The organism is Shinella sp. AETb1-6 (assembly GCF_009826875.1).
GTDB classification, from domain to species: Bacteria; Pseudomonadota; Alphaproteobacteria; order Rhizobiales; family Rhizobiaceae; genus Shinella; species Shinella sumterensis.
The window spans coordinates 144478-167535 of the sequence record NZ_WUMM01000009.1 but is presented as its reverse complement, the minus strand read 5'-3'; the positions used below and the strand labels follow the sequence as shown (position 1 = coordinate 167535).

At 61.8% G+C, this 23058-nt stretch carries 22 protein-coding genes and 1 pseudogene; 5 read left to right on the top strand and 18 right to left on the bottom strand.

What is annotated here, in order from left to right:
• Positions 1-23: 23 nt before the first annotated feature.
• From GR158_RS17320 to GR158_RS17310, 3 genes are read right to left on the bottom strand one after another with little or no spacing between them, the layout of a single operon-like run.
• Entirely contained in the window at positions 24-683 is a 660-nt protein-coding gene (locus GR158_RS17320) for an amino acid ABC transporter permease (RefSeq protein WP_160871950.1), read from the bottom strand.
• Positions 680-1489 carry an amino acid ABC transporter ATP-binding protein gene (locus GR158_RS17315; RefSeq protein WP_160871949.1) on the bottom strand — a complete coding sequence of 270 codons (810 nt, stop codon included), beginning with the start codon at positions 1487-1489 and terminating at the stop codon, positions 680-682. Before GR158_RS17315 ends, GR158_RS17320 begins: the two co-directional genes overlap by 4 nt.
• Positions 1486-2112, bottom strand: coding sequence for a DUF1989 domain-containing protein (locus GR158_RS17310; RefSeq protein WP_160871948.1), 627 nt, complete (start codon positions 2110-2112; stop codon positions 1486-1488). Before GR158_RS17310 ends, GR158_RS17315 begins: the two co-directional genes overlap by 4 nt.
• Before the next feature lie 364 nt (positions 2113-2476).
• Here GR158_RS17310 and GR158_RS17305 point away from each other — a divergent pair, with 364 nt between their 5' ends.
• On the top strand, positions 2477-3652 hold the full coding sequence (locus GR158_RS17305; protein ID WP_160871947.1) for a M24 family metallopeptidase: 1176 nt from the start codon (positions 2477-2479) through the stop codon (positions 3650-3652).
• 61 nt (positions 3653-3713) lie between these two features.
• On the opposite strand, the gene GR158_RS17300 is transcribed toward GR158_RS17305, so the two are convergent.
• From GR158_RS17300 to pxpB, 8 genes are read right to left on the bottom strand one after another with little or no spacing between them, the layout of a single operon-like run.
• Positions 3714-4127, bottom strand: a complete 414-nt coding sequence (locus GR158_RS17300; protein ID WP_113049404.1) for a VOC family protein — start codon at positions 4125-4127, stop codon at positions 3714-3716.
• Between the two features lie 31 nt (positions 4128-4158).
• Positions 4159-5343, bottom strand: coding sequence for a Xaa-Pro peptidase family protein (locus tag GR158_RS17295; protein WP_160871946.1), 1185 nt, complete (start codon positions 5341-5343; stop codon positions 4159-4161).
• Positions 5344-5355: 12 nt separating this feature from the next.
• On the bottom strand, positions 5356-5994 hold the full coding sequence (locus GR158_RS17290) for a GntR family transcriptional regulator (RefSeq protein WP_160871945.1): 639 nt from the start codon (positions 5992-5994) through the stop codon (positions 5356-5358).
• On the bottom strand, positions 5991-7247 hold the full coding sequence (locus GR158_RS17285; protein WP_160871944.1) for a hydantoinase/carbamoylase family amidase: 1257 nt from the start codon (positions 7245-7247) through the stop codon (positions 5991-5993). Before GR158_RS17285 ends, GR158_RS17290 begins: the two co-directional genes overlap by 4 nt.
• Positions 7244-8188, bottom strand: a complete 945-nt coding sequence (locus GR158_RS17280) for an NAD(P)-dependent oxidoreductase (RefSeq protein WP_160871943.1) — start codon at positions 8186-8188, stop codon at positions 7244-7246. The genes GR158_RS17285 and GR158_RS17280 overlap by 4 nt, the downstream gene beginning before the upstream one ends.
• The gene (locus GR158_RS17275; protein WP_160871942.1) at positions 8185-8829 is read right to left on the bottom strand and encodes a GntR family transcriptional regulator; all 645 of its coding nucleotides are present in this window, start codon (positions 8827-8829) and stop codon (positions 8185-8187) included. The genes GR158_RS17280 and GR158_RS17275 overlap by 4 nt, the downstream gene beginning before the upstream one ends.
• Positions 8826-9806, bottom strand: a complete 981-nt coding sequence (locus GR158_RS17270; protein ID WP_160871941.1) for a biotin-dependent carboxyltransferase family protein — start codon at positions 9804-9806, stop codon at positions 8826-8828. The genes GR158_RS17275 and GR158_RS17270 overlap by 4 nt, the downstream gene beginning before the upstream one ends.
• On the bottom strand, positions 9803-10546 hold the full coding sequence (pxpB, locus tag GR158_RS17265) for a 5-oxoprolinase subunit PxpB (RefSeq protein WP_160871940.1): 744 nt from the start codon (positions 10544-10546) through the stop codon (positions 9803-9805). Before pxpB ends, GR158_RS17270 begins: the two co-directional genes overlap by 4 nt.
• Before the next feature lie 230 nt (positions 10547-10776).
• Here pxpB and GR158_RS17260 point away from each other — a divergent pair, with 230 nt between their 5' ends.
• Positions 10777-11550, top strand: coding sequence for a LamB/YcsF family protein (locus GR158_RS17260; protein WP_160871939.1), 774 nt, complete (start codon positions 10777-10779; stop codon positions 11548-11550).
• 14 nt (positions 11551-11564) lie between these two features.
• On the top strand, positions 11565-12419 hold the full coding sequence (locus tag GR158_RS17255) for a D-amino-acid transaminase (protein WP_160871938.1): 855 nt from the start codon (positions 11565-11567) through the stop codon (positions 12417-12419).
• Between the two features lie 192 nt (positions 12420-12611).
• On the opposite strand, the gene GR158_RS17250 is transcribed toward GR158_RS17255, so the two are convergent.
• Positions 12612-13553: a LysR family transcriptional regulator gene (locus GR158_RS17250; RefSeq protein WP_160871937.1), complete on the bottom strand. Its 942-nt coding sequence runs from the start codon at positions 13551-13553 to the stop codon at positions 12612-12614.
• Between the two features lie 32 nt (positions 13554-13585).
• Between GR158_RS17250 and GR158_RS25410 the strand changes: the two genes are divergently transcribed.
• Positions 13586-16432 (top strand): MFS transporter, encoded by a 2847-nt coding sequence (locus GR158_RS25410; protein ID WP_371731730.1) that lies wholly within the window; start codon positions 13586-13588, stop codon positions 16430-16432.
• A 237-nt stretch (positions 16433-16669) separates the two neighbouring features.
• Here the strand turns inward: GR158_RS25410 and GR158_RS17235 are convergent, their stop codons facing one another.
• Genes GR158_RS17235 through GR158_RS17225 form a run of 3 tightly spaced genes read right to left on the bottom strand, consistent with a single transcriptional unit; the run spans position 16670 to position 19337 of the window.
• The gene (locus GR158_RS17235) at positions 16670-18304 is read right to left on the bottom strand and encodes an NTP transferase domain-containing protein (RefSeq protein WP_160871936.1); all 1635 of its coding nucleotides are present in this window, start codon (positions 18302-18304) and stop codon (positions 16670-16672) included.
• On the bottom strand, positions 18301-19008 hold the full coding sequence (locus GR158_RS17230) for an XdhC family protein (RefSeq protein WP_160871935.1): 708 nt from the start codon (positions 19006-19008) through the stop codon (positions 18301-18303). Before GR158_RS17230 ends, GR158_RS17235 begins: the two co-directional genes overlap by 4 nt.
• Positions 19008-19337 (bottom strand): XdhC family protein, encoded by a 330-nt coding sequence (locus GR158_RS17225; RefSeq protein WP_160871998.1) that lies wholly within the window; start codon positions 19335-19337, stop codon positions 19008-19010. Before GR158_RS17225 ends, GR158_RS17230 begins: the two co-directional genes overlap by 1 nt.
• Before the next feature lie 494 nt (positions 19338-19831).
• Here GR158_RS17225 and arr point away from each other — a divergent pair, with 494 nt between their 5' ends.
• Complete coding sequence (gene arr / locus GR158_RS17220) at positions 19832-20245, top strand: NAD(+)--rifampin ADP-ribosyltransferase (RefSeq protein ID WP_160871934.1); 414 nt, start codon at positions 19832-19834, stop codon at positions 20243-20245.
• A gap of 136 nt (positions 20246-20381) precedes the next feature.
• Here arr and GR158_RS17215 read toward each other — a convergent pair whose 3' ends face one another.
• The 3 genes and pseudogenes from GR158_RS17215 to GR158_RS17205 all read right to left on the bottom strand — a co-directional run bounded on the left by GR158_RS17215 (position 20382) and on the right by GR158_RS17205 (position 23057).
• Positions 20382-20570: a hypothetical protein gene (locus GR158_RS17215; RefSeq protein WP_246665707.1), complete on the bottom strand. Its 189-nt coding sequence runs from the start codon at positions 20568-20570 to the stop codon at positions 20382-20384.
• A gap of 91 nt (positions 20571-20661) precedes the next feature.
• Positions 20662-21586, bottom strand: a pseudogene (locus GR158_RS17210) (ABC transporter substrate-binding protein); the annotation flags it as partial.
• A gap of 139 nt (positions 21587-21725) precedes the next feature.
• Entirely contained in the window at positions 21726-23057 is a 1332-nt protein-coding gene (locus tag GR158_RS17205; RefSeq protein WP_160871933.1) for an FAD-binding oxidoreductase, read from the bottom strand.
• Position 23058 lies beyond the last annotated feature (1 nt).

Genomic DNA, 23058 nt, shown 5'->3' with positions numbered 1-23058 from the left:
CAGGTCGGCGCGGATATGCGTCATCATCCGAGGTTGGCGTAGCGGCGCTCGAGCCAGGACGCCAGCGTGGTGAGGATGGTGGTCAGGACCAGATATATGACCGCAACCGCGATGTAGAATTCGAACGGCCGGAAGGTTGAGGCGATCAGCGTCTGCGCATAGAGGGTAAGTTCCACCACCGTGATGGTCGAGAGCAGCGACGTGTTCTTCAGCGTCGAGATCGCCTCATTGGTGATCGACGGCAGGATGATGCGGAAGACCTGCGGCAGGACGATGCCCCGCATCGTCTCAGCCGGGCTGAAGCCGAGCGCGAGAGCCGATTCCGTCTGACCCCGCGGGATGGCACTGAGTCCACCGCGAATGATTTCGGCGACATAGGCACCACTATTGACGCCAAGCGCGATCACCCCTGCTGCAAATGGCGACAGTCTGATGCCGATCTGCGGAAGGCCGAAATAGATGATGAAGACCTGGATCAGCGTCGGCGTTCCACGGACGAACCAGATGTAGAAGGCAGCCGCCATGCGGACGGCCCTGAACTTCGAGCGCTGCGCCAACGCCGCCACGAGGCCGAAGCCCCAGGAGACGACAATCGTGAGTATGGTGATGCCGAAAACCGTATAGGAGGCTTCGAGAAAGCCCGGACCATAGAGAAGGACTTCGTTCCAGAAATTGCCCGTCACGCCTGTACTCCCCGGTCGCTATCGTTGGAAATGGAATGACCGACCTGGTCGTGGAGGATGCGGTGCAGGAACTGTTTCAGGCGCTCGCTTTCCGGATGGCGCAGGATATCGGGCGAGCCCGCCTCGCTGATCACGCCTTTGTCGAAGAACAGGACGCGCGAGGAGACGTCGCGGGCGAAAGCGATCTCGTGTGTGACGAGCAGCATCGTCATGCCTTCGGAGGCAAGCGAGGCCATCAGCACCAGAACTTCATGCACGAGTTCGGGATCGAGAGCCGAGGTGACTTCATCGAACAGCATCAGCCGCGGTTTCATGGCAAGCGCGCGCACGATCGCGACGCGCTGCTGCTGGCCGCCCGAAAGCCGCGACGGATAGCTGTCGCGCTTTTCGAGCAGGCCGATGCGTGAGAGAAGCGCCTCAGCCTCCTCGATCGCCTGCCTGCGCGGCATTTTCAGAAGCTTTATCGGCGCGTGGATGACGTTTTCAAGCACGGTCATATGCGGCCAGAGATTATAGCTCTGGAACACCATGCCGACGCGGGCGCGCAGCGTCTGCAATTGTGCCTGACTGGGGAAAAAGCGCGATTCCTGGCGGAAATCGAAGGGCATGTCCTCAAATTCCATGAAGCCCGATTGCGGCATTTCCAGCGCGTTGATGGAGCGCAGGAAGGTGCTCTTGCCCGAACCGCTGGCACCAATGATCGAGACCACCTCGCCGGCCTTCACGTCGAGCGAGACGCCTTTCAGGACCTCGTTCTCGCCAAAACTCTTGCGGATTTCCTTGAGGCTCAGAAGCGGTGCACTCATCGGGCATCCTCCTCGGGGTAGCTGTCTGTAATTGCAACGGCGACATCCTTGGGGGTGCGGGCGTCGCCATTGATCGGGGTCATATCCTGCGGGCAGGCGGAAAGAACGAGCGTCAGGTCGATCTCGGCGCGCAGCACGACATAGTCGCCAGCAGCCGTTGCCGGCGGAACACGATCCACTGTTCCATCAGGTTTGACAGGAACGTTCATGAAGAGATTGAGGGATGCGGGCGTGAAAGAAACGGCAAGGCCCGCTTCAACCAGACTCTCATGAAAATTGTCGGTACAGCTGCGGTGCGGTTCGGTGCAGCCCAGCTGCTGGTAGAGCTCGATGCTGCAGGGGCAGAGCAGCGTGTCATGACGCACATCGGCACTATCGGCCACCATCTTGAGCATCGGCCGCCGGCGCGAGGAGATGATGCTCATGCCTTGCGTGAAGAAGATGTTGCTGTTGACGGAACGGGTATGGTCCATCGATGAGGTCTCGCCGGGATCATCGGCCGCGACCGCCCAGGTATCGACAACCTGATTGCCGTGGGTGTTGACGATGCGGGCGAATTGACCGGCCTTCATCGGAAATGCCCGCCCGTGGCTTGCAGCGACAATCTGGTTATTGGGATCCATATCCACTCGTCTTCTCGGTGTCACAGGCTTCCGTCGACGGCGATCGACGCCTCTGAAGCCCGGCCCTCAGTTTCGGTACACCAAGCCTATTCAGTATACCAGTGGAGTTCAAGTAGGATTTTCAATAAATTAGCGATCAATTCGTTAGCGTAACGCGCATTTTTTAATCATCGTCAGCCCATGTATTGGGCGATCATACTTTCCGGTGCCGGGCCAGGTGCCAGCGTGGACATGACGGCGCGACGTCACATTGACGAACGGATACAAGCGGTGTACCGAAAATCAGGCAGCGCCTCTCCCCACCTCTGAAGGCCGGAGGTGGACCCCTGCGCGCGCAAGCAATATCCGCCTCAGGAGTGACGGCATGCATCGCTATTTCCCCGTCGACGAGTATGAAACCCGCTGGTCGCGCGTCCATGACGAGATCACCCGCCGCGGCTTCGAGACCGCTGTTATCTTCGGCCGCGGTGGCGGCACGACCGACAATTGCGGCGACGTCCTCTATCTCTCCAACCACTATGCAATCAGCGGCGGCATGGATTCGCTGATCTGGACCGCCCGTTCCTTTGCAGGCGTCATCCTGCAGCCCGGCAGTGCGCCGCAGCTGCACATCGACGAGCCGGAAGTGCGCCGCGATCTTGTATCCATTGAGGACGTGTTGAGCAGCAACCATCCGTTCGAAAGCGTCGCGAAGTCGCTGGTCGAGCGCGGCATCAAGGGGCGCGTGGCGCTGGTCGGCACGCATTTCATTCCGATCAAGTATTACCGGCAGCTGGAAGCTGTCGCACCCGATATCGAATGGGTGCCGGCCGACGACCTCGTGCGCTCCGTGCGCCGCATCAAGAGCCACCGCGAACTCGACTGTTATCGCTATGCCGGAGAGACGGCGACCCTTGGCGTCAACGCGCTGATGGAAGGGCTGATCGGCGGGCTTTCAGAGCGCGAGGCAGCCGGCGAGGCAGCCCGCGCCGTCATCGCCCGCGGCGGCCGCATCCAGATGATCGGCACCAATCACGGCGAGACGCTCGGCTTCGACCAGCGCTTTCCGCTGACCGGCTATAGCGAGGACGTGCCGGCTGTCGGCGACATCGTCACCGGTACGCTGCATGGCGCGCTCTATCAGGGCTATTATCTCGATCCCGGCCGCACGGCCGTGCGTGGGAAAGCCAATGCCGAGCAGCTTCGCCTGATAGAGGCGGCAAGCGGCATCGTGCATCGCCTGTCGGATATGCTGCGGCCGGGCGTGAAACTGCTGGACGTGGCGGCGGAAGGCGACCGGATGACGGCGGCCTTCGGTGGCTCGATCTCGCCGATCATGAAGAATTTCCCGTTCTACGGCCACGGAATCGGGCTCGGCTTCGAACTGCCGCGTATCTCCACCACCATGTCCATGCCGGAGGATGTGGTCGAGGCCAACATGGTCTTCGGCGTCGAAGCCTTCCTGTCGCTCGATGGCGTCGGTGCCGCCTTCTACGAGGACATCATCATCATCGGCGAAAACACCAATGAGCTGATCACCAATTCGCCCAGCATGTTTTAAGGCGTCTCCAGACCAGAATCGAAAAAGCCCGGCAGATCAATCATCTGCCGGGCCTTTCGTGTCAGTGCGCGAAAACGCCCTCGAAATCCTTGAAGCCCTTGACCTCGATCGGATTGCCGCTCGGATCGAAGAAGAACATCGTGCGCTGCTCGCCCGGCTCGCCTTCGAAGCGAACGACCGGCGGGATGTCAAAGGCGATACCGCCCTTTTCGAGACGCTCGGCCAGCGCGAACCAGTCTTCAAGACGCAGGATGACGCCGAGATGCGGCATCATTACCATGTGGTCACCGACCTTGCCGGTACGGGTGACCTCGAAAGGCTTGCCGAGATGCAGGGAAATCTGGTGGCCGAAGAAGTCGAAATCGACCCAGGTATCGGTCGATCGGCCTTCTTCACAGCCGAGGATATCGCCGTAGAAGCGACGCGACGCATCAAGATCGGTCACATGGTAGGCAAGATGGAAAAGTGAACGCATGGAGTGCTCCGTTTGTCTGGCTGGGTTGAGATCAGCGGATGGTGAGTTGGCGCGGCAGGGTGGAGAGCGGTTCGGCGCCGGTTTCGGTGACGATCACCGTTTCCGACGCGCCGACGGTCCATTGCCCGTAACTTCGCAATGTCGCAGGCAGATGGAAGACCATACCCGGTTCGATAGTGCGGGTGACGTTGGAGAAGAGGCTCAGGATTGCCCCCTCACCCCAATCCGGCGCGAAGGCGACGCCCATCGAATAGCCGATACGCTTGCGGAAGGCTGCCGTATAGCCGGCGCCATCGATGATCGCCTGTGCCGTGTCATGCACATGGGCGCAGGTCGCACCCGGCCGGATCTCGGAAAGTGCCGCATCGAGCGCCCGCAGCGCACAATCCATCATCCGCTGCGCCTCGTCCGGGGCGGCCCCCATCCAGACCGTTCGCATCAGGGCGGCATGGTAGCGCGCGTGGCTGCCGGCCAGTTCGAGGAAGAGCGGATCGCCGGCCTCGAGCACGCGGCGGCGCCATGTCATATGCGGAAGGCCGCTACGGGGCCCGGAGGAGACGAGCGGCTCCATGGCCATGACTTCCGAGCCGGCACGCGTCGCCGCATGCAGCATGTCGGCAGCAACGGCATTTTCATCGGCCCCGATAGCGCAAGCCGCGATGCCGGCGATCATGCCCGCTTCGGCATAGCGGGCCGCATGACGGATCGCCTCGAGCTCGGCCGCCGACTTGATCATCCTGAGTGAGGGAAGGATCTGCGAGCCGTCGATGAGAGAGGCAACGCCAAGTCGCTCTGAAATCTCGGCCGCAAGCTTTGGCGACAGGAACCAGCCGGCAAGCTCGATTGCCGGCTTGACGATACCGCGCTGGCGCAGGAGGTCCACAAGCGCTTCGGCCGGGTTGTCGCCATCCTGATAGGCGACGATATCGGGCAGATAGGTATTGGCGAGCGTTCCGAAGAGTTCGAGCTGGCGCACAAGAAGTACGGGCTCGCCATCCGCCGGCAGGATCAGCGCCTGAAAGGCAAAATATCCCGCCGTCTGGCGCCCCGTCAGCCAGTAAATGGTTTCCGGCCCGGTAACGATCAGGGCCTCATGGCCGCCGGCGACAACGGCGGCACGGGCGCGAGCCTGCCGTTCGGCAAATTCCGCTGCGGGAAAGGCCGCTTCGATGCCCTGGATCTGGGCCTGCGTGTCAAAGGTCGGATGCAAGGTCATGCGGCCAAAATCTCAATTGCGCGCCAGCCAGCCGAGAAAACGGGTTCTGACACTATCGAAATGCACTTCCATCGCCGCACGGGCGGCAGTGCCGTCACGTGCCTCGATGGCATCGATAACGGCGATATGTTCCAGCGCCTGCTGGTCGAAGCGGTCGTGTGTCCGGGTGATGGTGCAGCGGCGCGCGATACTGCGCATCTCGGTCAGCATCGAGGCGAGGAGCGGCAGGCCGGCGGCATGGGCGACCGCATTGTGAAAGGCGTCGTCATCGATCCAGAAGAGGTCGAACGCGATATCGCCGCCACTGGTGAAGTAACGCATCCGCTCGCGCGATTGCGACAGTTCCTCCGTAAACGGCAGACTTGCGGCCTTTTCAGCGGCCGAGCCTTCGAGAAGCCGGCGGACCTGCACGATCTCCAGCAATTGCTCCACGGTGACCGGCCGCACCATCAACGCGCCGTTCGGCAGGCGCGAGATGACGTTTTCCTTCTCAAGGCGCGAAATAGCGGCGCGCAGCGGTGTGCGCGAAATACCCGATTCCAGCGCCAGGGTCCGTTCCGTCAGCATTTCGTCGGAGGAAAACTGCCCTTCGAGGATGCGCTGCTTCAGGTCACGATAGACCTGTTGCGCGAGAGTTTCCTTGTCGCTCAATAATCACCTCCCTTGCCATCATCACGGATCGCTGCGTGGACAACCTCGACGGCTGCGGCCAGATCCGCCGGATCCATGCCCTCGTCGGGGTTATGGCTGCCGTTCCAGTTCCGCAGAAACACCATCACGCTGTCCCAGCCGGCCTGCGCGAAGGCCGCCGCATCGTGCCCACCGCCGGAAAGCATCCTGCGTGGGTTATATCCAAGCCGCGAGGCGCCGCGGGCGATCTGGTCACCGAGCGCCGCCGAGAGTTTCGTCGGCTGACTGCGCGACTGAGCACCGAGATCGAAGCGGACGCCGCGGGCCTTCTCGATCTTGTCGATCTGTGCCCTGAAGAGACTATCCAGCTCGTCAAGCACGGAAACGGTATCGCTGCGCAGATCGACGCAGAAATCCACCCGGCCGGGCACCTTGGCAAAGGCATGTTCCGACGACGCCGCATCGACACGGCCGAAGGTGACGGTTAGATCCTGCGACCGCGCGAGCGTCTCTTCCCAGCACCTGTCCATGCCGACGATCAGGTCCGCCAGTGCAAAGACGGCATCGGCGCGCTCGCAACGCGCCGGGCCACCGGAATGCGCCCAGGTGCCGTCGATCCGCGCCTCACGATAACGCAGGCCGCCGCGCACGCCGGAGACGATGCCGAAAGGCTCCTTTGCGGTGTCGAGGACGGCGCCCTGTTCGATATGCAGTTCGATGAAGCGGGCGGGTGCAAGGCCGGGTCCGGCCAAAATCTCCTCCGGACGGCCACCTTCTTCCTCGATATGATCGTAAAGCGTGCGGCCGGTATCGGAGCGCTTTGCCTGCAGTTCCTGTGCCGTCAGCCGGCCGAGCGCCGCACGCGAGCCCGCGTAGGAAACCGGAAACCAGACGCTTTCCTCGGCGCGCGTCACCGTGACGACGATATCGACGGGCGGCTGTTCGCCGCTTTTCACGAAGGCAGTCACCAGCGCCATGGCACCCGAAACACCAGCCTGGCCATCATAGGCGCCGCCCATCGAGACGGTATCGAGATGCGAACCGATATAAATTGCACGTGCGGAACGGTCGCGGCCCGGCAGGCGGGCAAAGAGATTGAGGCCGGCATCGCGCGTTACCTCAAGGCCCAGCGCCCCAGCCTCCTCGGCAACGACGGCATGCGCCTGGCTTTCCAGCCGGCTATAGGACGGGCGGGTGAAGCCCGGACCGACATCCGAGATCGCATTGACCCGGTCGATCAGCCTGTCGATCGTCTCCCTGATGACAGAATTCATGCGTCCAACCTTTGCATTTCGACTGTCGTTGCCGGACGACCGCCGGAAAGCGCCGTCAGCACGTGGCCTGCAGCCGCAAGCGCAACACGTTCCAGCGCTTCACCGGTCGTACCGCCGAGATGCGGCGTAAAGATTACCCGGTTGGTGGCGCCGAGCGGCCCTTGCGCCGCACCCGGCGAATAGACGTCGAGTGCCGCTCCCGCGATCGTGCCATCTTCGATCGCTGCGGCAAGCGCCACCTCATCGACAAGCCCTGCCCGCGCCGTATTGACGAGGATCGCGCCACGCTTGATGGCGCCGAAGGCCTTGGCGTCGAACAGGTTGCGGGTTTCCTCGCGCAGCGGCGTGTGAATGGAGATGAGATCGGCGCAAGCCAACCCCTCTGCGAGCGTCGCGACACGCTCGTAAGGCAATTCGCCCGTGCTGCGCGGCGAATAGACGAGGACGCGCATGCCGAAGGCGATATCGAGCATGCGCCCGAGCCCCTGCGCGATTGCGCCCCAGCCGACCAAGAGAACCGTCTTGCCGAAGAGCTCATGGAAGGTCGAGGCCTCGCGGAAACCGCGTGATCCGGTACGCACGGACCGATCGGCAGCCGGGATCAGGCGTGCGGCGGCTATCGCCAAGCCCAGAGCCAGTTCGCTGACCGAACGGGCGTTGGCGCCCGGCGTATTACAGACGAGGATCCCGCGCCTTCCGGCCGCGACCTTGTCGATCGAATCGTGGCCCGCGCCATGCGAGACGATCACCTTCAACGTATCGGCAACGGCGATAGCCTCCGCGGAAAGGCCTGCGTCGCGGGTAATCACGGCCTGACATCCGCGGATCAGCCGCATTATGGTCTGAATATCGGTGTCAGGGCAGAGGACAGGTTCGACACCCGCATCCTTCAGAAGGGCGATGCCTGCAGCATGGATGGGTTGGACGATCAGGCATTTCATAGTGGCGATCTCGGTAAAGGCGCACTCAGACGCTGAAGGACGGCGTCGCGGGCATGGGCGATATGTTCGCCCATCAGCACGCCGGCACGCTTACCGTCGCCAGCGCGGAGCGCCTGAAGAATATCGAAATGCTCCTGGCAGCTGACGATGAAACGCGTCGGAACCTGGGTATGGTCGAACATGCAGGTGCGACGGCGCAGATCGCCGATCGCGCGCACCATCATCTGGTTGCCGGCAGCACGCGCCAGCGAATAGTGCAGGTCGTCATCGATGCTGCGCTGCTCGTCCTCCTCGCCGGGCCCCTGCCTCTGCAATGTCAGGACGCGGCTTTCCAGATCGTCGAGAATAGCGGTCGGAATGCCGGTCGCATGCCGCGCGCAATAGCTTTCCAGCTGCTGGCGCATGAAGAAGATTTCCTCGACCTCCGGGATCGTCAGCGTGCGCACCTTGAGGAACCGGCCTTCCTGAATGGCAAGACCTTCCGCCTCGATGCGCTTGATCGCCTCGCGCACCGGCGTGCGCGACATGGCGAACTCGTCCCCGAGCTTGGCTTCCTGCAGAAGGTCGCCCGGCTTCAAGACGCCGGCGAGGATCATCTCGATAATCTTGCCGTAAGCCTGCTTTGCGAGCGGTTTGTTCAAGACCTGCCTCCTTCGAACATTGCCGCATCCGGCGCCTGATCCAGGCCCGCAAGAACTTCGTCGAGTGCAAGGGTATGGGCGATCCAGAGATCTTCCGCCTGTTCCTGCGACACGAGCTTGAAGCGAATCTGGCTGCCGGTCAGCGCCTGCGCCAGCCGCGGCAGATCCACGGAGGCGACGGTTGCGATTTTCGGATAACCGCCGGCCGTCTGCCGCTCGGCCATCAGGATGATCGGGCGGCCGGAGGCCGGCACCTGGATCGAACCCATCACCGTGCCATCCGACACGATGTCGTGCCCGCCGGCCGCGACGATCTCCTGGCCCTCCAGCACCTGCGCCATGCGATCACGGCTGCCCGACACGGTAAAGGGCCCGCGCAGGAACTGCTGCCATGCAGCCTTATCGAAATGCCCTGCCTGCGGCCCCTTGATGACCCTGATCGGGCCTGCGAAGCGATGAAGCGGCGTGCGAAGAACTTTTTGCGGGCCGGCGAGCACCGTCTCGGGTGTGGCACCAAGCGGCAGCACATCACCGGGCGCCAGACGCCTGCCGTCGAGCCCGCCGATGGCGGAACGAAGATGGGTGGAACGTGCGCCGAGCACGGGTTCAGTCTCGATGCCGCCGGAGAACGCGATATAGCCCCAGACCGCACTGGTGAGCGCGCCGATGCGCAGAACCTGGCCAGGTGCCAGCGTGTGGCTTGCCCAGCAATCAACGCGGTCCCCATCGATCGTGACCGAGACGGCGCCGCCGGTGACGGCAAAGAGCACGGGCTCATCCACTTCGAACTGGCCGCCGACATTGGAGAACTCGATCAGCGCATCGTTGTCACCATTGCCGACGAGGCGGTTGGCGATCCGCATCGCAACACCATCCATCGGGCCGGAGGCCGAGACCCCCATCCGTACGAAACCGGTGCGGCCGAGATCCTGCACGGACATCATCGGGCCTGCCTGTTTGACGGTGAGCGTGGTCATGCATCCTCCCACTCGATATGCGGAGCGCCGGAGGCAACCGCTGCATCCAGTGCCGCAGCCTCATCCTTTTCGATGGCGCGGAAGCGGACATGATCGCCGGCCTTCAGGAGAAAGGCATCGCTGCGGATGGGATCGAAAACCTTGATCGGCGTACGGCCGATGAAGCGCCAGCCGCTCGGGCCGGGCACGGAATTGATGCTGGCCTGCTTGCCGCCGATGCCGATGGCGCTTGCCTCGATCCTCTGGCGCGGCACGGCAAGCCGTGGCGTATGAAGCTTCTCCGGCAGGCCGCCGAGATAGGCAAAGCCCGGCGCGAAGCCGATCATATAGACGCGGTAGTCCGCCGAACCATGCGCGGCTATGAGTTCCGCGACGCTCATCTCCTTCATCTCCGCCATCTCGGTAAGGTCGAGGCCGACGTCACCGCCGTAAATCACCGGCACAACCAGCCGGCGCCCACGGCGGCCGTCCATAGCGATGCCGGAAAGCCGCTCAAGCAGAAGCGCCGAAAGATCGCGACCGCGCACGACCAGGGGATCGTAGGAAACGAGCAGCGAGCGATAGGTCGGCACCGTCTCGACGATCCCGGCAATCGGGTTGCTTTCGAGATCATCCGCCAGCGACACGACGCGCATGTTCGTCTCCTCGGAAATCCGGTCCGAGAGTTCGATGACGATGGCGCGATCGCCGCTTGCGGCAATTCGCGGATAGGTGAGGTGCGCGTGATGGGGCACGGTCATTCATTGTTCCAAATTCCGCTTGCACCCTTTGCCAGTCTGCAATCAACGAGGGCGCAGCGTATCCGCTTTATCCATTGTGTTCCCATACGTTGCCGATGCGGATTCGCATATCAAACAACCTCCTTGTCATTTCAGTACACCAACTGTATGTCAAGGCTGCTTTACGATTATGGCCGGCAATATCACGCGAACGTGCCTCATCGATAAACCACAGAGACAGGATGATCCGCATGCCTACGATCGACCTCAATTGCGACATGGGTGAAAGCTTCGGCGCCTACAAGATCGGCGACGACGCAGCGATGATGGATATCATCACGACCGCAAACATCGCTTGCGGTTTCCATGCCGGCGACCCGAGCGTGATGCGCGACACGATCGTTTCGGCCCGCGAGAACGGCGTGGCGATCGGCGCACACCCTTCGTTCATGGATCTCTACGGCTTTGGCCGGCGCCGAATCTATGGCGAGCGCCCGGAGGATATCGAGGCGCAGATCATCTATCAGATCGCTGCGATCCAGGGCATGGCAACCACGCTCGGCTGGCCGATCACCCATGTGAAGACGCATGGCTCGCTCGGCAATATCGCAGCCGAAGACGAGACGCTGGCAAGCGTCTGCGTCAAGGCCATCAAGGCGGTCGACCCGAGCCTTGTTTTCATCACGCTCCCCTATTCGCAGACGATGCTTGCTGCCGAGGAGGCCGGCCTTGCGGTTGCCTGCGAAGTCTATGCCGATCGCCGCTATCTGGAAAACGGCATGCTTGCGCCGCGCCAGATGGAAGGGGCGGTGATCCATGATCTGTCGGCAAGCGTCGACCAGGTTCTGTCCATGGTCTGCGACAACAGGATCCCGACGATCAGCGGATCGCATCTGTCGGTCAATGCGGCGACCGTCTGCATCCATGGCGACACGCCCGGCGCGCCCGCCACCGCACGCGCATTGCGTGACAGGCTGTCCGAAGCCAGCGTTACCATCGCACCATTTACCAAACCCAAGATGTGAAAGGGCCTTTTTCATTGTCCCGTACTGTCTACCTGAACGGCCAGTGGCTGCCGGAAGAAGATGCCAAGGTCTCGATTTTCGACCGCGGCTTCCTGTTTGCCGATGCGATCTATGAAGTCACCGGCGTTGTCGGCGGCAAGCTGCTGGAATATCAGGGCCATTCCGCGCGCTTGCAGCGCTCGAACAAGGAACTCGGCATCACCTGCCCGCTTTCGCCGGAAGCACTGCTGGAAGTTCATCGCGAAATCGTCCGTCGCAACGATCTCAACGAAGGCCTGATTTACCTGCAGATCTCACGCGGCACCGCCGACCGCGATTTCGCCTATCCGGTGGATTCGAAGCCGACGCTGACCCTGTTCACCCAGGCAAAAGCGGTTCTCGACAATCCGAAAGCAAAGACCGGAATCTCCGTTGCCCTCCTGCCGGATCAGCGATGGGCGCGCCGCGACATCAAGACGGTGCAGCTCCTCTATCCGTCGATGGCAAAAATGGAAGCTGCGGCCAAAGGCGCCGACGATGCATGGCTGGTGGAAGACGGTTTCATCACCGAGGCAAGCGCGGCCACCGCCCATATCATCTCCAAGGACGGCAAACTGATCACCCGTCCGCTCTCACATGCGATTCTGCACGGCATTACCCGCGCAAGCGTTCTCGACATCGCCAAAGAGGCCGGTATCGACTACGAAGAGCGCGCCTTTACGCCGGGTGAAGCCAAGGATGCAGCGGAAGCCTTCATCACCTCGGCCACCAATTTCGTCCTGCCGGTGGTTGCGATCGACGGCCAGAATGTCGGCGACGGCAAGCCCGGTCCGCTGACCCTGAAGATGCGCCAGCTCTACATCGAAAAGAAGTTGGCAAACGCCATCTGACGCTTTGTTGCCGCTCTCTTGCGGGCGGCAACATGATGAAACCCGTTCGGTTGATTTAACCCCGTTGGTCATGGCTAAGGTTTTGCTGCTGTCCGGTTCATAACGCCAGCCTGTTCGTAGGCCGACCCGGAAGAAACCGGGTTTCCATCGGTCCGGTGAGAAGAGATGGTTGAAGGCGCATGCTAAAGTCGCTCATGCATTCTCACCGGACGCCGGGTGACGCTCGCTGGTGGAGAGGCACGGCTCGGAGATGAAGAGGTGTTCTGCCAGAAAGTCGACGAGGACACGCACCTTCGGCGACAGATGCCGGCTTGACGGCCAGATGAGGTTGAACTGGCCAGGTGCGTCCAGGTGATCCAGGAGCAGCGGAACGAGATGGCCCGCAAGCACCGGCGCCTCCGCGAGGAAATCCGGCATGCAACCGATGCCGAGGTCACGCAGCACGGCCCCCCGCAGTGCCTCCATATTGTTGCAGGTGAGCACATAGTTGAGGCGGGGATCCGGTTCGCCCTTGGATCTGCGTAGCGGCCAGCTTTGTATCTTGCCGCTGTTGGGGAAGCGAAATCCGATGCTGCAATGATCGGAAAGATCGCGCGGGCAGCGCGGGGTACCATGGCGTGCGAGATAGGCTGGCGTGGCGGCCAAAAGCAGGCGGAAGGGCCGTAGCGCGCGCACCATCAGCCGGCTGTCCGGCAACTCCCCACTGCGAATAGCCACATCCACGCCCTCTTCGATCAGGTCGACGATGCGGTCGTTGAAATCGAGATCAAGCGTGATCTCCGGATAGCGAGCCATGAAGGCCGGGAGGACCGGAAGAAGCAGGTGATAGGCGATGATCGGGCAGGACAGGCGAATGGCGCCACGCGGTTTTTCGCGGGTGCGCAGCAGGCTCTCGTGCGCATCGTCGAGGTCGTCGAGAATGCGGCGGCAGCGCTCATGGAAGGCCCGCCCCTCCTCCGTCAACCGCAGGCTTCGCGTAGACCTCTGGAACAGCCTGATCTCGAGCTGGCTCTCGAGTTTACTCACCGCCTTGCCGACGGCCGAAGGCGACAGGCCGAGCACCCGGCCGGCGGCCGCGAAGCTGCCGAGATCTGCCGTGCGAACAAAGGCGGAAAGACCTGCGATACGATCCATGTCAGGCTCCCATTCGAGCATTTTACTCCGGAATGATCGGAATGATGGCGATCTTATCGATTATTCGAGCGTCTGTATATTGCCCGCCATGCGCGGCTTGGGCCGTTATCGCACACACCCTGATCGTCAGGAGATCTTTCATGTCACGTCACGGCCTTCGACGCGTGGACCGCGCGCATCCCCGACTTGCCTTGCTCGCCGTCTGCCTTGCGGCGGCGGCCATGCCGCTTACCTTCACCGGGACGGCCGTCGCGCTTCCGTCGATCGCCGAGGCGCTGCATGCCGGTCCCGTCGCCACGGCCTGGGTCACCAATGCCTTCATGCTTACCTTCGGTTCGGCCTTGATGGCAGCCGGCGCGCTGGCCGACAGCCTGGGCCGCCGCCGCGTCTTCCTGTTTGGAGCGGGAACCTTCTCGCTCTTTTCCCTGGCGCTCACCGTCGCACCGAATATCCTCCTTTTCGACCTGCTGCGGGGTGGCCAGGGCCTCGCAGCGGCAGCGGCCTATGCCGGTGGCGCAGCAGCGCTCGCCCAGGAATTCGAAGGATCCGCGCGCTTGCGTGCTTTCAGCTTTGTCGGCACCAGCTTCGGGGTCGGCCTTTCCCTCGGGCCGGTGGCGTCCGGTGCGATGATCGAAAGCTTCGGCTGGCGCAGCATCTTTCTTGCCGTCGTGTTGTTCACGGCGCTCGCCTTTGTGATTGGACGCCTTGTCATGAAGGAAAGCCGCGATCCCGCTGCGCTCGGGCTGGACTGGCCGGGCGCCGTTGCCTTCACCGCGATGCTCGCGCTGTTCACCTACGGCATGTTGCTGGTGCCTGAGCGCGGCTGGAGCGATGGCTTCGTTCTCGGCCTGTTCATCGCTGCATCGGTTTGCCTGGTCCTGTTCATCCGCATCGAAGGCACGGTAGCGCGGCCGATGCTGGATCTGTCACTGTTTCGCTATCGCCGTTTCGTCGGTGTGCAGCTGCTCGCCGCCGCTCCCGCCTATGGCTTCGTCGTCCTGCTCATTCTGCTGCCTCTGCGGTTCGTCGGCATCGAAGGCATGGGGACGGTCGCCGGGGGCGGACTGATGATCGCGCTGTCGGCGCCGCTCCTTGTCCTGCCGATCGTCGCCGGCTGGCTGGCGCGCTTTGTGCGCCCGGCCACGCTCTGCGCCGCGGGTTTGATCGTCACGGCCTGTGGCCTTGCCTGGCTCTCCACCTTGCCGGTTGGCACGTCGGCTGCCGTACTGGCGCTGCCGATGCTGTTGATCGGCACGGGTATCAGCCTGCCCTGGGGCCTGATGGATGGCCTTGCCATCGGCGTGGTGCCGAAGGAACGCGCAGGCATGGCCATGGGCATCTTCTCCACAGTGCGCGTGGCGGGAGAAGGCGTGGCGCTCGCCGTGGTCGGCGCGGTTCTCTCGATGCTGATCGCCGGACGTATCCATGCAGCCGGCCTGTCCGGTGCTGCACAGGCTGCCGGTCAGAGCCTCGCTGTCGGCGACCTTGGGGGGGCTTTTGTCGCCATGCCCGGTGCCGAAGCCGCACAGATCCTTGCGTCTTACAGCGAGGCATTCTCCCGGCTCCTGATCCTGCTGGCGGCGATCACCAGCCTCACGGCCCTCATCGTCTTCCTGGCGCTGGGACATCAAACGGAGGAAGAGGCCGTTGCGTCCGAAGCGTACCGTACCTGGCAGGGAAGTGACCGGATCGTCAGAGTCGATACGCAGACCCCCGGACATCAGCGCGCGCGCCATGAGCATCCCTCGAGCTACGCTACGGAATGCGCAATGGATGAACTCGCAGAGGCTGTCGGAATGGACCCGGTTGAGTTCCGCCTCGCTAACGACACCCAAAATGATCCGATCACAGACAAACCTTTCTCATCCCGTCATCTCGCGGGCTGTTTGACGCGCGGAGCCGAAATGTTCGACTGGAACCGACGGCGGCGCGAGCCGGGCGCGTTGGTCGCGGACAATGGCGACCTCATAGGCCTCGGCGTCGCATGCGGGAGTTACAAGGGATCGATGACCGCCGCCGTAACAACGCTTCGTCTTTTTGCAAGCGGACGATGCGAGATCGCGACCTCCGGTCACGAGATGGGGCAAGGCATCCGCAGCGTCATCGCTGCCGAGCTTATCGAAATTCTTGGTGTGGACCCGGCGAAGCTCGATATTCGCATCGGCGACACCGGACATGCGCCGCAGCATATAACCGCCGGCTCATGGGGAACGGGCAGCGTTGCGCCGGCAGCACGAAGCGCCGCGATGAAAATGCGGGAAGAGCTTAGCGCTCTCACCGGTGCTCCATTGTCGGAAGAACCGGTTCATGTCCAGCTTGCCCGAACCCGTCGCCTCTCCTTGGAAGTCACTGTCAACACGATCCCTCTCGGCAAGGACGGGCAAGTGATCGAGCAATTGCGCAGAGGCATCCCATCCACAACCGGCCCGGAATATCCCGGGTTCATAGCCTTCAGCTGGATCGCCCATTTCGCCGAAGTTCACGTGGAGACGTCAACCGGGCGTGTGCGCGTTAAACGCGTCGTCAGCGTTGCCGACTGCGGCCGGGTCATGAACCGGCGAACGTCGGAAAGCCAGGTCAGGGGCGGTGTCGTCTGGGGAATTGGTGCGGCGCTTCGTGAGGCGGGTGAAACAGACCCCCGCTTCGGCGGCGTGCTTAACAACGATCTTGCCGAATATGTCGTGCCGGTCAACGCCGACATCGGCACCATCGATGTCGATTTCATCGGTGAACCGGACTTCAAGCTCAACATGTCCGGCGTCAAAGGTCTCGGCGAAGTCGCAATGGTCGGAGCGGCCGCAGCCGTCGTCAATGCTGTCTACAACGCAACGGGCAGACGGATCCGGCATCTGCCAATACGCATCGAAGATTTGCTCTGACAGCCATGCCTCAACGGCAAGGCATGAAAGATGAAGAAAGGGCTAAGCATGCCCTTTCCCGTGCACAGTCCCGCGATAGAAAAAGAGGCATCCTATCCTACAGCCTTTGGAATTCCGGAGTGCTTATTGCGTCGGATCCTCCTGATGCGGACCGGCTGCCGCACCGCCTCTTTCAAGGCCGACATCCGCACTGGATCGACAGCGACGTAGGACGGGTCGGCGATCAGACGGAAGACTTCATGTTGTCAAAACCCCACCGGCCGCCCGAACGGCCTCGGGGGTATCCACGTCCAGATGCGCCGCATCGCCGATATCCGTGTCGATAATCGGTAGCCCCGAAGTTTCGATGATATGTCGCGCTCCGACATCGCCCTCAAGCCGCATTACAGCGTCGCCAAGCGATTTGGGAAGAATGACCGGGTTGCCACGCTTTCCGCGCGAGACTGCGCGGACGATCGCGCGCCCGGAAGCAGAGCGGAAGGCTGCGATCAGGAGATTGAGATCGTCTGCCTTCACGCCGGGCATATCGGCGAGCATGACGAGAACACCATCCGCATCGCGCGCTGCTCGAGCTGAAAACCCTGAAATCAGCGAGCTTGCCATACCGGATGCATAGTCAGGGTTCTCCACAGCCGTCACCTCCAGTCCGGACAACGCCGCCATAATCTCGCTTCGCCGGTGGCCTGTCACGACGATGACGGATGACGCGTCGGCGGCAAGGGCAGTCTTCGCCGTGCGGCGCACCAGCGGCTCGCCATCGAAGTCGGCCAACAGCTTGTGAGCACCGCCCTCGCCCATTCGGCTCGCCTTACCGGCGGCCAGAATGACCGCTGCGACAGTCGCCGCCCGGTGATTGTCCTCGAAGCTTTCCCGCGGCCGCGGCCTGGTCTCGATCTCCATCAGCAGCCCTCCGACACCCATGCCCGCCAGATCCCGGGCATCCGGCTTCTCGCCAGCAAGAATGCGGTCCAGAACCCAATCGAAGCCGTTCTCTTTAGGGCTCCGGGCGCATCCAGGCGCCCCCACGACATAGGTCTCGCCGATCCGTCCAAGAACAATCAGGTTACCGGGATCGACAGGCATGCCGACGCTCAGAACCTCGCCTCCTGCCTGGCGGATAGCTGCGGGTATGACATCGTCCTCATCGATTACCGCCGAAGCCCCAAAGACAATGACAAGCTTCGGAGAGCGTTCAGCGGCGGCCATCGCCTGGCCGATGGCGGTGGCAACGGCATCATGTCTGTGAGCCACCCGCTGCTCGCGTTCCAGCCGGTTGCCGTATGCCGCAAGCCGGCGCTCCAGGATACGCGCCGTCTTGTCCATGACCGCAGGCTTCAGCGACGGCAGTTGCGTGGCGACAAGCGACACCGCGTGTTCTCTGAACGGTTTGACCTCGAAAGCCGCGGCCATTCTCAAGGCGTCACAAGCGGTCTCCACCTTGTTGCCCGGCAGAGCAAGCGGAATGATCTTGAACGTCGCCACCATGTCCCCAGCCCGGACACGCACATGATCGGCGAGACAGGCCAGTGTAATCGCCGGATCGATCCGGTTGACGCGATTGACGACATCACGATCTGCGACGAAGAGCCCGTCGGTTGCGGCATAAACGTTCACGCGCCCGGTCGCGGCTTCGGAGAAACGCAGGTGGTCCGGCGCGATAGCCGCAGCAAGCCGGCGGGCCGCCTCGTTTTCGTCGAGGTCGCCGTCCTCCATCCGCGCTGCGGTGACGCTGGCGATACCGGCCTGCTTGAGTGCCTCGACATCCGCTGGAGAAAGACGGTGCCCTTTGCCCAACGTCCGCTCCGGCAATCGGACCGCGTGCGCCAGTATGAGTCCTTCCGCACTGGCGACCGGAAACTCGCCGAATGTCATTGCACGTCGCCCTTTCGCAATATGATATCACGCGTTCGCAACGCCTCGATGATCTGGGCGAGGATGGCGACCGCAATCTCGGCCGGACTGGCAGCCCCGATAGGCAACCCGACCGGCCCGTTGATGCGGGCGAGCGCCTTGTCGGCAAAGCCCTCGGCCCTCAGGCGATCCAGACGCGATGCATGCGTTCTTCTGCTTCCGAGAGCCCCGACATAGAAGCAACCGCGACGCAGGGCCTCCGCAATCGGGAAATCATCTATTCTCGGATCATGCGTCACGGCAACGAGCGCAGTGTAAGTGTCAAGCGGCTTGTCCTTCAATGCATCCGCGGGCCAGTCAGTCACCAGGTTGATCCCGGCAAAACGCTCAGGCGTTGCAAATGCCGTCCGCGGGTCAATGATACGGACACCAAAGCCGGCGAGTGCCGCCATTTTTGCCAAGACCTGACTGATATGAACGGCTCCGATAACAACGATATCGGGTGGCGGCAGATAAACGTTCAGGAAATAGCGAGCACCGTCAAGCTCGACAACGCTTGAACGCCCGGAGCGGAACGCAGAAGCCACCGCCTCGCCGAGGACACCATCAAGCTCATCGCCTTCTGCAATGACACTCGCCTCGCCGCTGCCGATATCGGTGATCAATGCAGCCGCAACCCGCGCCCGCCTGCAGGCGTTCAGCCGCTCCAGCGTCGCAAGCTCCATCAGCCAAGCCTTTCTACATAGACGCGAATGCGTCCGCCGCAGGACAGGCCGACGCGCCAGGCCGTCTCATCAGCAACGCCGAATTCCAGCATCTTCGCCTCACCGGTGCTTATGACATCGAGTGCTTCTGAGATAACAGCGCCTTCGACGCAACCTCCCGAAACAGAGCCTTCGAAATTGGCGTCGCTATCGATCACCAGATGGCTCCCTGCTGGCCGCGGCGCCGAACCCCATGTCTCGATGACGGTGGCGATCGCGACATCGCGGCCGCTCTTCCTCCACGTTTCCGCGGTCACCAGTGGATCCAGGTCCATCATCATCTCGTTCATGCAGCACTCCTCGCGCTCTCCAAGGCACCCCGTCGCATCGCCGGCCGGATCCGAACGTCGCTGGAAGATGATATTATCATAACGGCAGTTCTCCTCGCCGTCATACCTTACCTTCCACACACTGCATCGAGTTTCGCTGGCGTCACCACCGATCAGGATCGCGTTCTTTGGCGCTCGTCCAATGGTTGTCAGCAGCCCCACTTTGAAATCAACATCATTCGCTTTGTCCGTGCAAAGGGTACGCGACATTGCAACGGCGATTCCAGTTGCATAAATGTATCCGGCCTCTCGCGAGTGGACTGCTGCTGCAGCCTGGTCATGATGAGATCCACACAGGCCGTTCTCAATAAACGGGCCACTATCATCCCGATACGGTGCACGATCCCCTCTGGTCGGCTTAGTACCAGCTCCAGACAACGGCTTGAGCGAGATTTCCTCTCACATGGGTTGGGTCGGTCCATTATGTTAGAGCCGAGCGCGAAGGGAGCAAAGCAATGTCGGCAGCTGCAACTGCGTTTTCACAATCATTCTTTCACGGAACCCGTGCAGATCTCCGGCCCGGCGACATGATCACCGTCGGTTACCAGTCCAATTTCGCCGGCACGCCGTTGTCGTGGGTATATTTCGCAGGCACCGTGGATGCAGCGATATGGGGCGCCGAATTGGCCGCGGGTGAAGGGTCCGAACGTATCTATGTGGTAGAGCCCACGGGTGCGTGGTTCGACGATCCGAATGTGACAGACAAGAGATTTGCGGGCAATCCGACGCTCTCATATCGATCACGGGACCCGTTGCGGATTATCGGAGAGGTCGTGAACTGGCAGGGCCATTCGGCGGAACAGATCCGGGAGATGAAAAACGGAATCGCGCGGTTAATGCAAGAAGGCAAGAACGTCATTATCGACTGACCGCGGTCAGCTATTGATACTGTTCCGGGCAAGGCCGGTCTCAGCCACCCCTGTGCTCCGAGGCATTTAACTTGGATGTAAGCCGGTCACCCGGACAAAGGGAAGCTCGTAAAAAAACCAGGAGGGCCGCGCTGGTTCAGGCATGGGGTGGCAGTTCCGCTCCAGCCAGTTTTGTGGAGATGTTGTCGCGCAGCCGATAATAGCGCAGCATCATTGTCGCTGCGAAACCCATATAGAAGGGCGCGGCTTTCAGTGGCTCCAGCTTGAGGGCAAGTTCGTTTTCCGGTTTGCCGAGCGCCCATTCCGGGAGAATTGAACCGAGCATGAAGCCGGTCGGCACCGCGGCCCGAAAGACCGGTCAAAGCAACGACGCCCGGCGCGAGATCGTAAAAGCGCGGAACGGTGCGATATTGCATATAGAGCGCCTCTCTTACGGCCGCATCCTTGAACTGCGGGCGCTCCATGTTGAACGAGAGCGATTCAATCGTCGAGCCCGGCACGACATTGACGACCCTGCCGGCAAGGTCCTTCGCCTCGTCATAATGGTCGGGCGTGATCCATTGCAGACCCACGACGTCAATGTCGCCGGTCTTGAACTGGTGTACATGACGTTGAGGTCGGGCACATAATTGTAGACCAGGCGCTCGATGTGCGGACCTTCACCGAAGTAATCCGCGTTGGCGTCGAGAAGGATGTAGCCGCCTGCAACTCGCTCCTTCCACTTGAACGGGCCTGTTCCAACCGGTGCGTTGTTATAGGCGGCGGTGTTGCGGTCGGCTTCCGCGCCGAGAAGATGCTTCGGTGTGATGAAGGTGGAGGCGAGGATCGAGGGATAAGGCGTGAAGGGTTTTTCCATTCTCCAAGTGATTTCCATCGGCGAAACCACCGTCAGATCACGCACGAACTCATGTCCGGTCTTGCGCCATGAACGGAAGTTGGGATCGACCATAAGTTCCAGCGTGAATTTCACGTCTTCGGCGGTGAACGGCTTGCCGTCGTGCCATTTCACGCCGTCGCACAGCTTGACCTTCCAGTTGAGACCGTCGGCACTTCGGCGGCAAGAGCCGCGACGAAGGCGCCCTTCTCATCGACATAAAACAGCGGGTCGAAGATGCTGAAATGGATACCTTCATCCACTTCGATATGTGGCATATGCGGGTTGAAGACGGTTGGCTCCTGCGAGAAGCCGACCGTCAGTTGGCCCTTGGCGTCCTTGTCCTGCGCCATGGCGCGGGAAAAGCCAGGAAGGCCGGAAAGCACGACGCCGGAGGCGCCGAGCGCCAAAAGGCCGAGTACCTGGCGGCGAGTCGCATTGATAAGCGGCTTGTTCTGGTCGGACATTTTTAGTTCCCCTTGTTCCGATGGTTGAACACGACGATTATTTTGCTTCCGCCTCTTTGGGGCGGTACTACTCCCGTCAGCAGTTGCTTGCCTCATGCGTCAAAAGGATCGGCGGCATGAGGCCGCCGGGCTTGCCATGTCAGAAGCCGCTGACCAGCTCGATCTTCGAACCGTCGCTGAAGCGGCTGAAACGGAAATCGCGACGATCGACAATCGGATCGCGGCCGGTGACGATATCCGCCATGAGTTTTCCCGCCGCCGGACCGATGCCGAAGCCATGGCCGGAAAAGCCGGTTGCGACATGGAAGCCCGGAATGGCGTCGATATTGTCAATCACCGGAATGGCGTCTGGCGTCACATCAATCATGCCCGCCCAGCGCTGGGAAATTTCGGCCTTTTCAAAGACCGGGAAGGCTTTCTTCAGCTCGGCAAAGGCCCCATCCGTCATGTCCATGACCGGAACGGGGTCGAGCACGCGGTTATATTCGAAGGGTGAAGCCTCATCGAGCGTCCAGCGTCGCGGGATGCGCCATTCATCGTAAAAGCGGCCTGTCAGGCGCAAGTTAAGCGAGCGCCATTCATGTCGCAGGGCCGGCAGGAACTTCAGCGCGTAACGGAAGGATGCCGGCACGATATCGACGACGTTCTGGAAGCCGTTCGCGATTGTATAACCACCGTCCAGACGTTTGCGGACGGCAAAACCGTTTGACCAGATAGCCTCTTCCGGACCACCCTCCAGCGGTTTGGTGCGCAGCACGGAATTCATGACCTTGAGCTGCGGCAGGTCGAGGCCGTTATTGCCGAGGAAGAGGCTGGACCAGGCCCCACCCGCCATTACCGCCGCTTTGCAGGCGATTTCGCCGCGCTCCGTCACAACACCCGAGACCTTGCCACCGGAAAGCTGCAGGCCGCGCACCGCGCATTCGGTCAGGATGAAGGCGCCACGGTCGCGGGCAGCTTCGGCGATGGCAGGGGCGGCGCGCTGCGGCTCGGCCCGGCAATCGCCGGCGGTATAGAGCGCACCGGCAACATCCATGTTAGAGTCAGGATATTTCGCCTTGAATTCCGCAGCACTCAGCATGCGGCTTTCAATCTGGTAACCCTCCAGATTGCGGTTCCAGCGTTCGTGCTCGGAAAACTCCTTTTCGTTTGCACAAGTGAAGACGATGCCGGAACGCTTGAACCCGGTTTCTCGCCCCGTGCGGCGATTGAGATCCACCCAGATGCGCAGCGATTCCGCCATCAAAGGCACTTCGCGCGGGTCGCGACGGGAAATACGCACCCAGCCCCAGTTTCGGCTAGATTGTTCGTGACCGATACCGCCCTTTTCGCACAGCGCGACACGCAGCCCCAGATCGGCAAGTTCGAGCGCGGTCGAGGTGCCGATAATGCCACCGCCAATTACAACGACATCGACTTCTTTCGGCAATTCCGCATCGCCATGGACGGGAACGACATAAGGACCGGGCATG

What these genes read in the sequence shown, in the direction of transcription:
- GR158_RS17315 (WP_160871949.1), bottom strand. Translation starts at nt 1,489, where the DNA reads ATGAGTGCACCGCTTCTGAGCCTCAAGGAAATCCGCAAGAGTTTTGGC.
- GR158_RS17310 (WP_160871948.1), bottom strand. Translation starts at nt 2,112, where the DNA reads ATGGATCCCAATAACCAGATTGTCGCTGCAAGCCACGGGCGGGCATTT.
- GR158_RS17305 (WP_160871947.1), top strand. Translation starts at nt 2,477, where the DNA reads ATGCATCGCTATTTCCCCGTCGACGAGTATGAAACCCGCTGGTCGCGC.
- GR158_RS17300 (WP_113049404.1), bottom strand. Translation starts at nt 4,127, where the DNA reads ATGCGTTCACTTTTCCATCTTGCCTACCATGTGACCGATCTTGATGCG.
- GR158_RS17295 (WP_160871946.1), bottom strand. Translation starts at nt 5,343, where the DNA reads ATGACCTTGCATCCGACCTTTGACACGCAGGCCCAGATCCAGGGCATC.
- GR158_RS17285 (WP_160871944.1), bottom strand. Translation starts at nt 7,247, where the DNA reads ATGAATTCTGTCATCAGGGAGACGATCGACAGGCTGATCGACCGGGTC.
- GR158_RS17280 (WP_160871943.1), bottom strand. Translation starts at nt 8,188, where the DNA reads ATGAAATGCCTGATCGTCCAACCCATCCATGCTGCAGGCATCGCCCTT.
- GR158_RS17270 (WP_160871941.1), bottom strand. Translation starts at nt 9,806, where the DNA reads ATGACCACGCTCACCGTCAAACAGGCAGGCCCGATGATGTCCGTGCAG.
- pxpB (WP_160871940.1), bottom strand. Translation starts at nt 10,546, where the DNA reads ATGACCGTGCCCCATCACGCGCACCTCACCTATCCGCGAATTGCCGCA.
- GR158_RS17260 (WP_160871939.1), top strand. Translation starts at nt 10,777, where the DNA reads ATGCCTACGATCGACCTCAATTGCGACATGGGTGAAAGCTTCGGCGCC.
- GR158_RS17250 (WP_160871937.1), bottom strand. Translation starts at nt 13,553, where the DNA reads ATGGATCGTATCGCAGGTCTTTCCGCCTTTGTTCGCACGGCAGATCTC.
- GR158_RS25410 (WP_371731730.1), top strand. Translation starts at nt 13,586, where the DNA reads ATGATCGGAATGATGGCGATCTTATCGATTATTCGAGCGTCTGTATAT.
- GR158_RS17235 (WP_160871936.1), bottom strand. Translation starts at nt 18,304, where the DNA reads ATGACATTCGGCGAGTTTCCGGTCGCCAGTGCGGAAGGACTCATACTG.
- GR158_RS17230 (WP_160871935.1), bottom strand. Translation starts at nt 19,008, where the DNA reads ATGGAGCTTGCGACGCTGGAGCGGCTGAACGCCTGCAGGCGGGCGCGG.
- GR158_RS17225 (WP_160871998.1), bottom strand. Translation starts at nt 19,337, where the DNA reads ATGAACGAGATGATGATGGACCTGGATCCACTGGTGACCGCGGAAACG.
- arr (WP_160871934.1), top strand. Translation starts at nt 19,832, where the DNA reads ATGTCGGCAGCTGCAACTGCGTTTTCACAATCATTCTTTCACGGAACC.
- GR158_RS17215 (WP_246665707.1), bottom strand. Translation starts at nt 20,570, where the DNA reads ATGCTCGGTTCAATTCTCCCGGAATGGGCGCTCGGCAAACCGGAAAAC.
- GR158_RS17205 (WP_160871933.1), bottom strand. Translation starts at nt 23,057, where the DNA reads ATGCCCGGTCCTTATGTCGTTCCCGTCCATGGCGATGCGGAATTGCCG.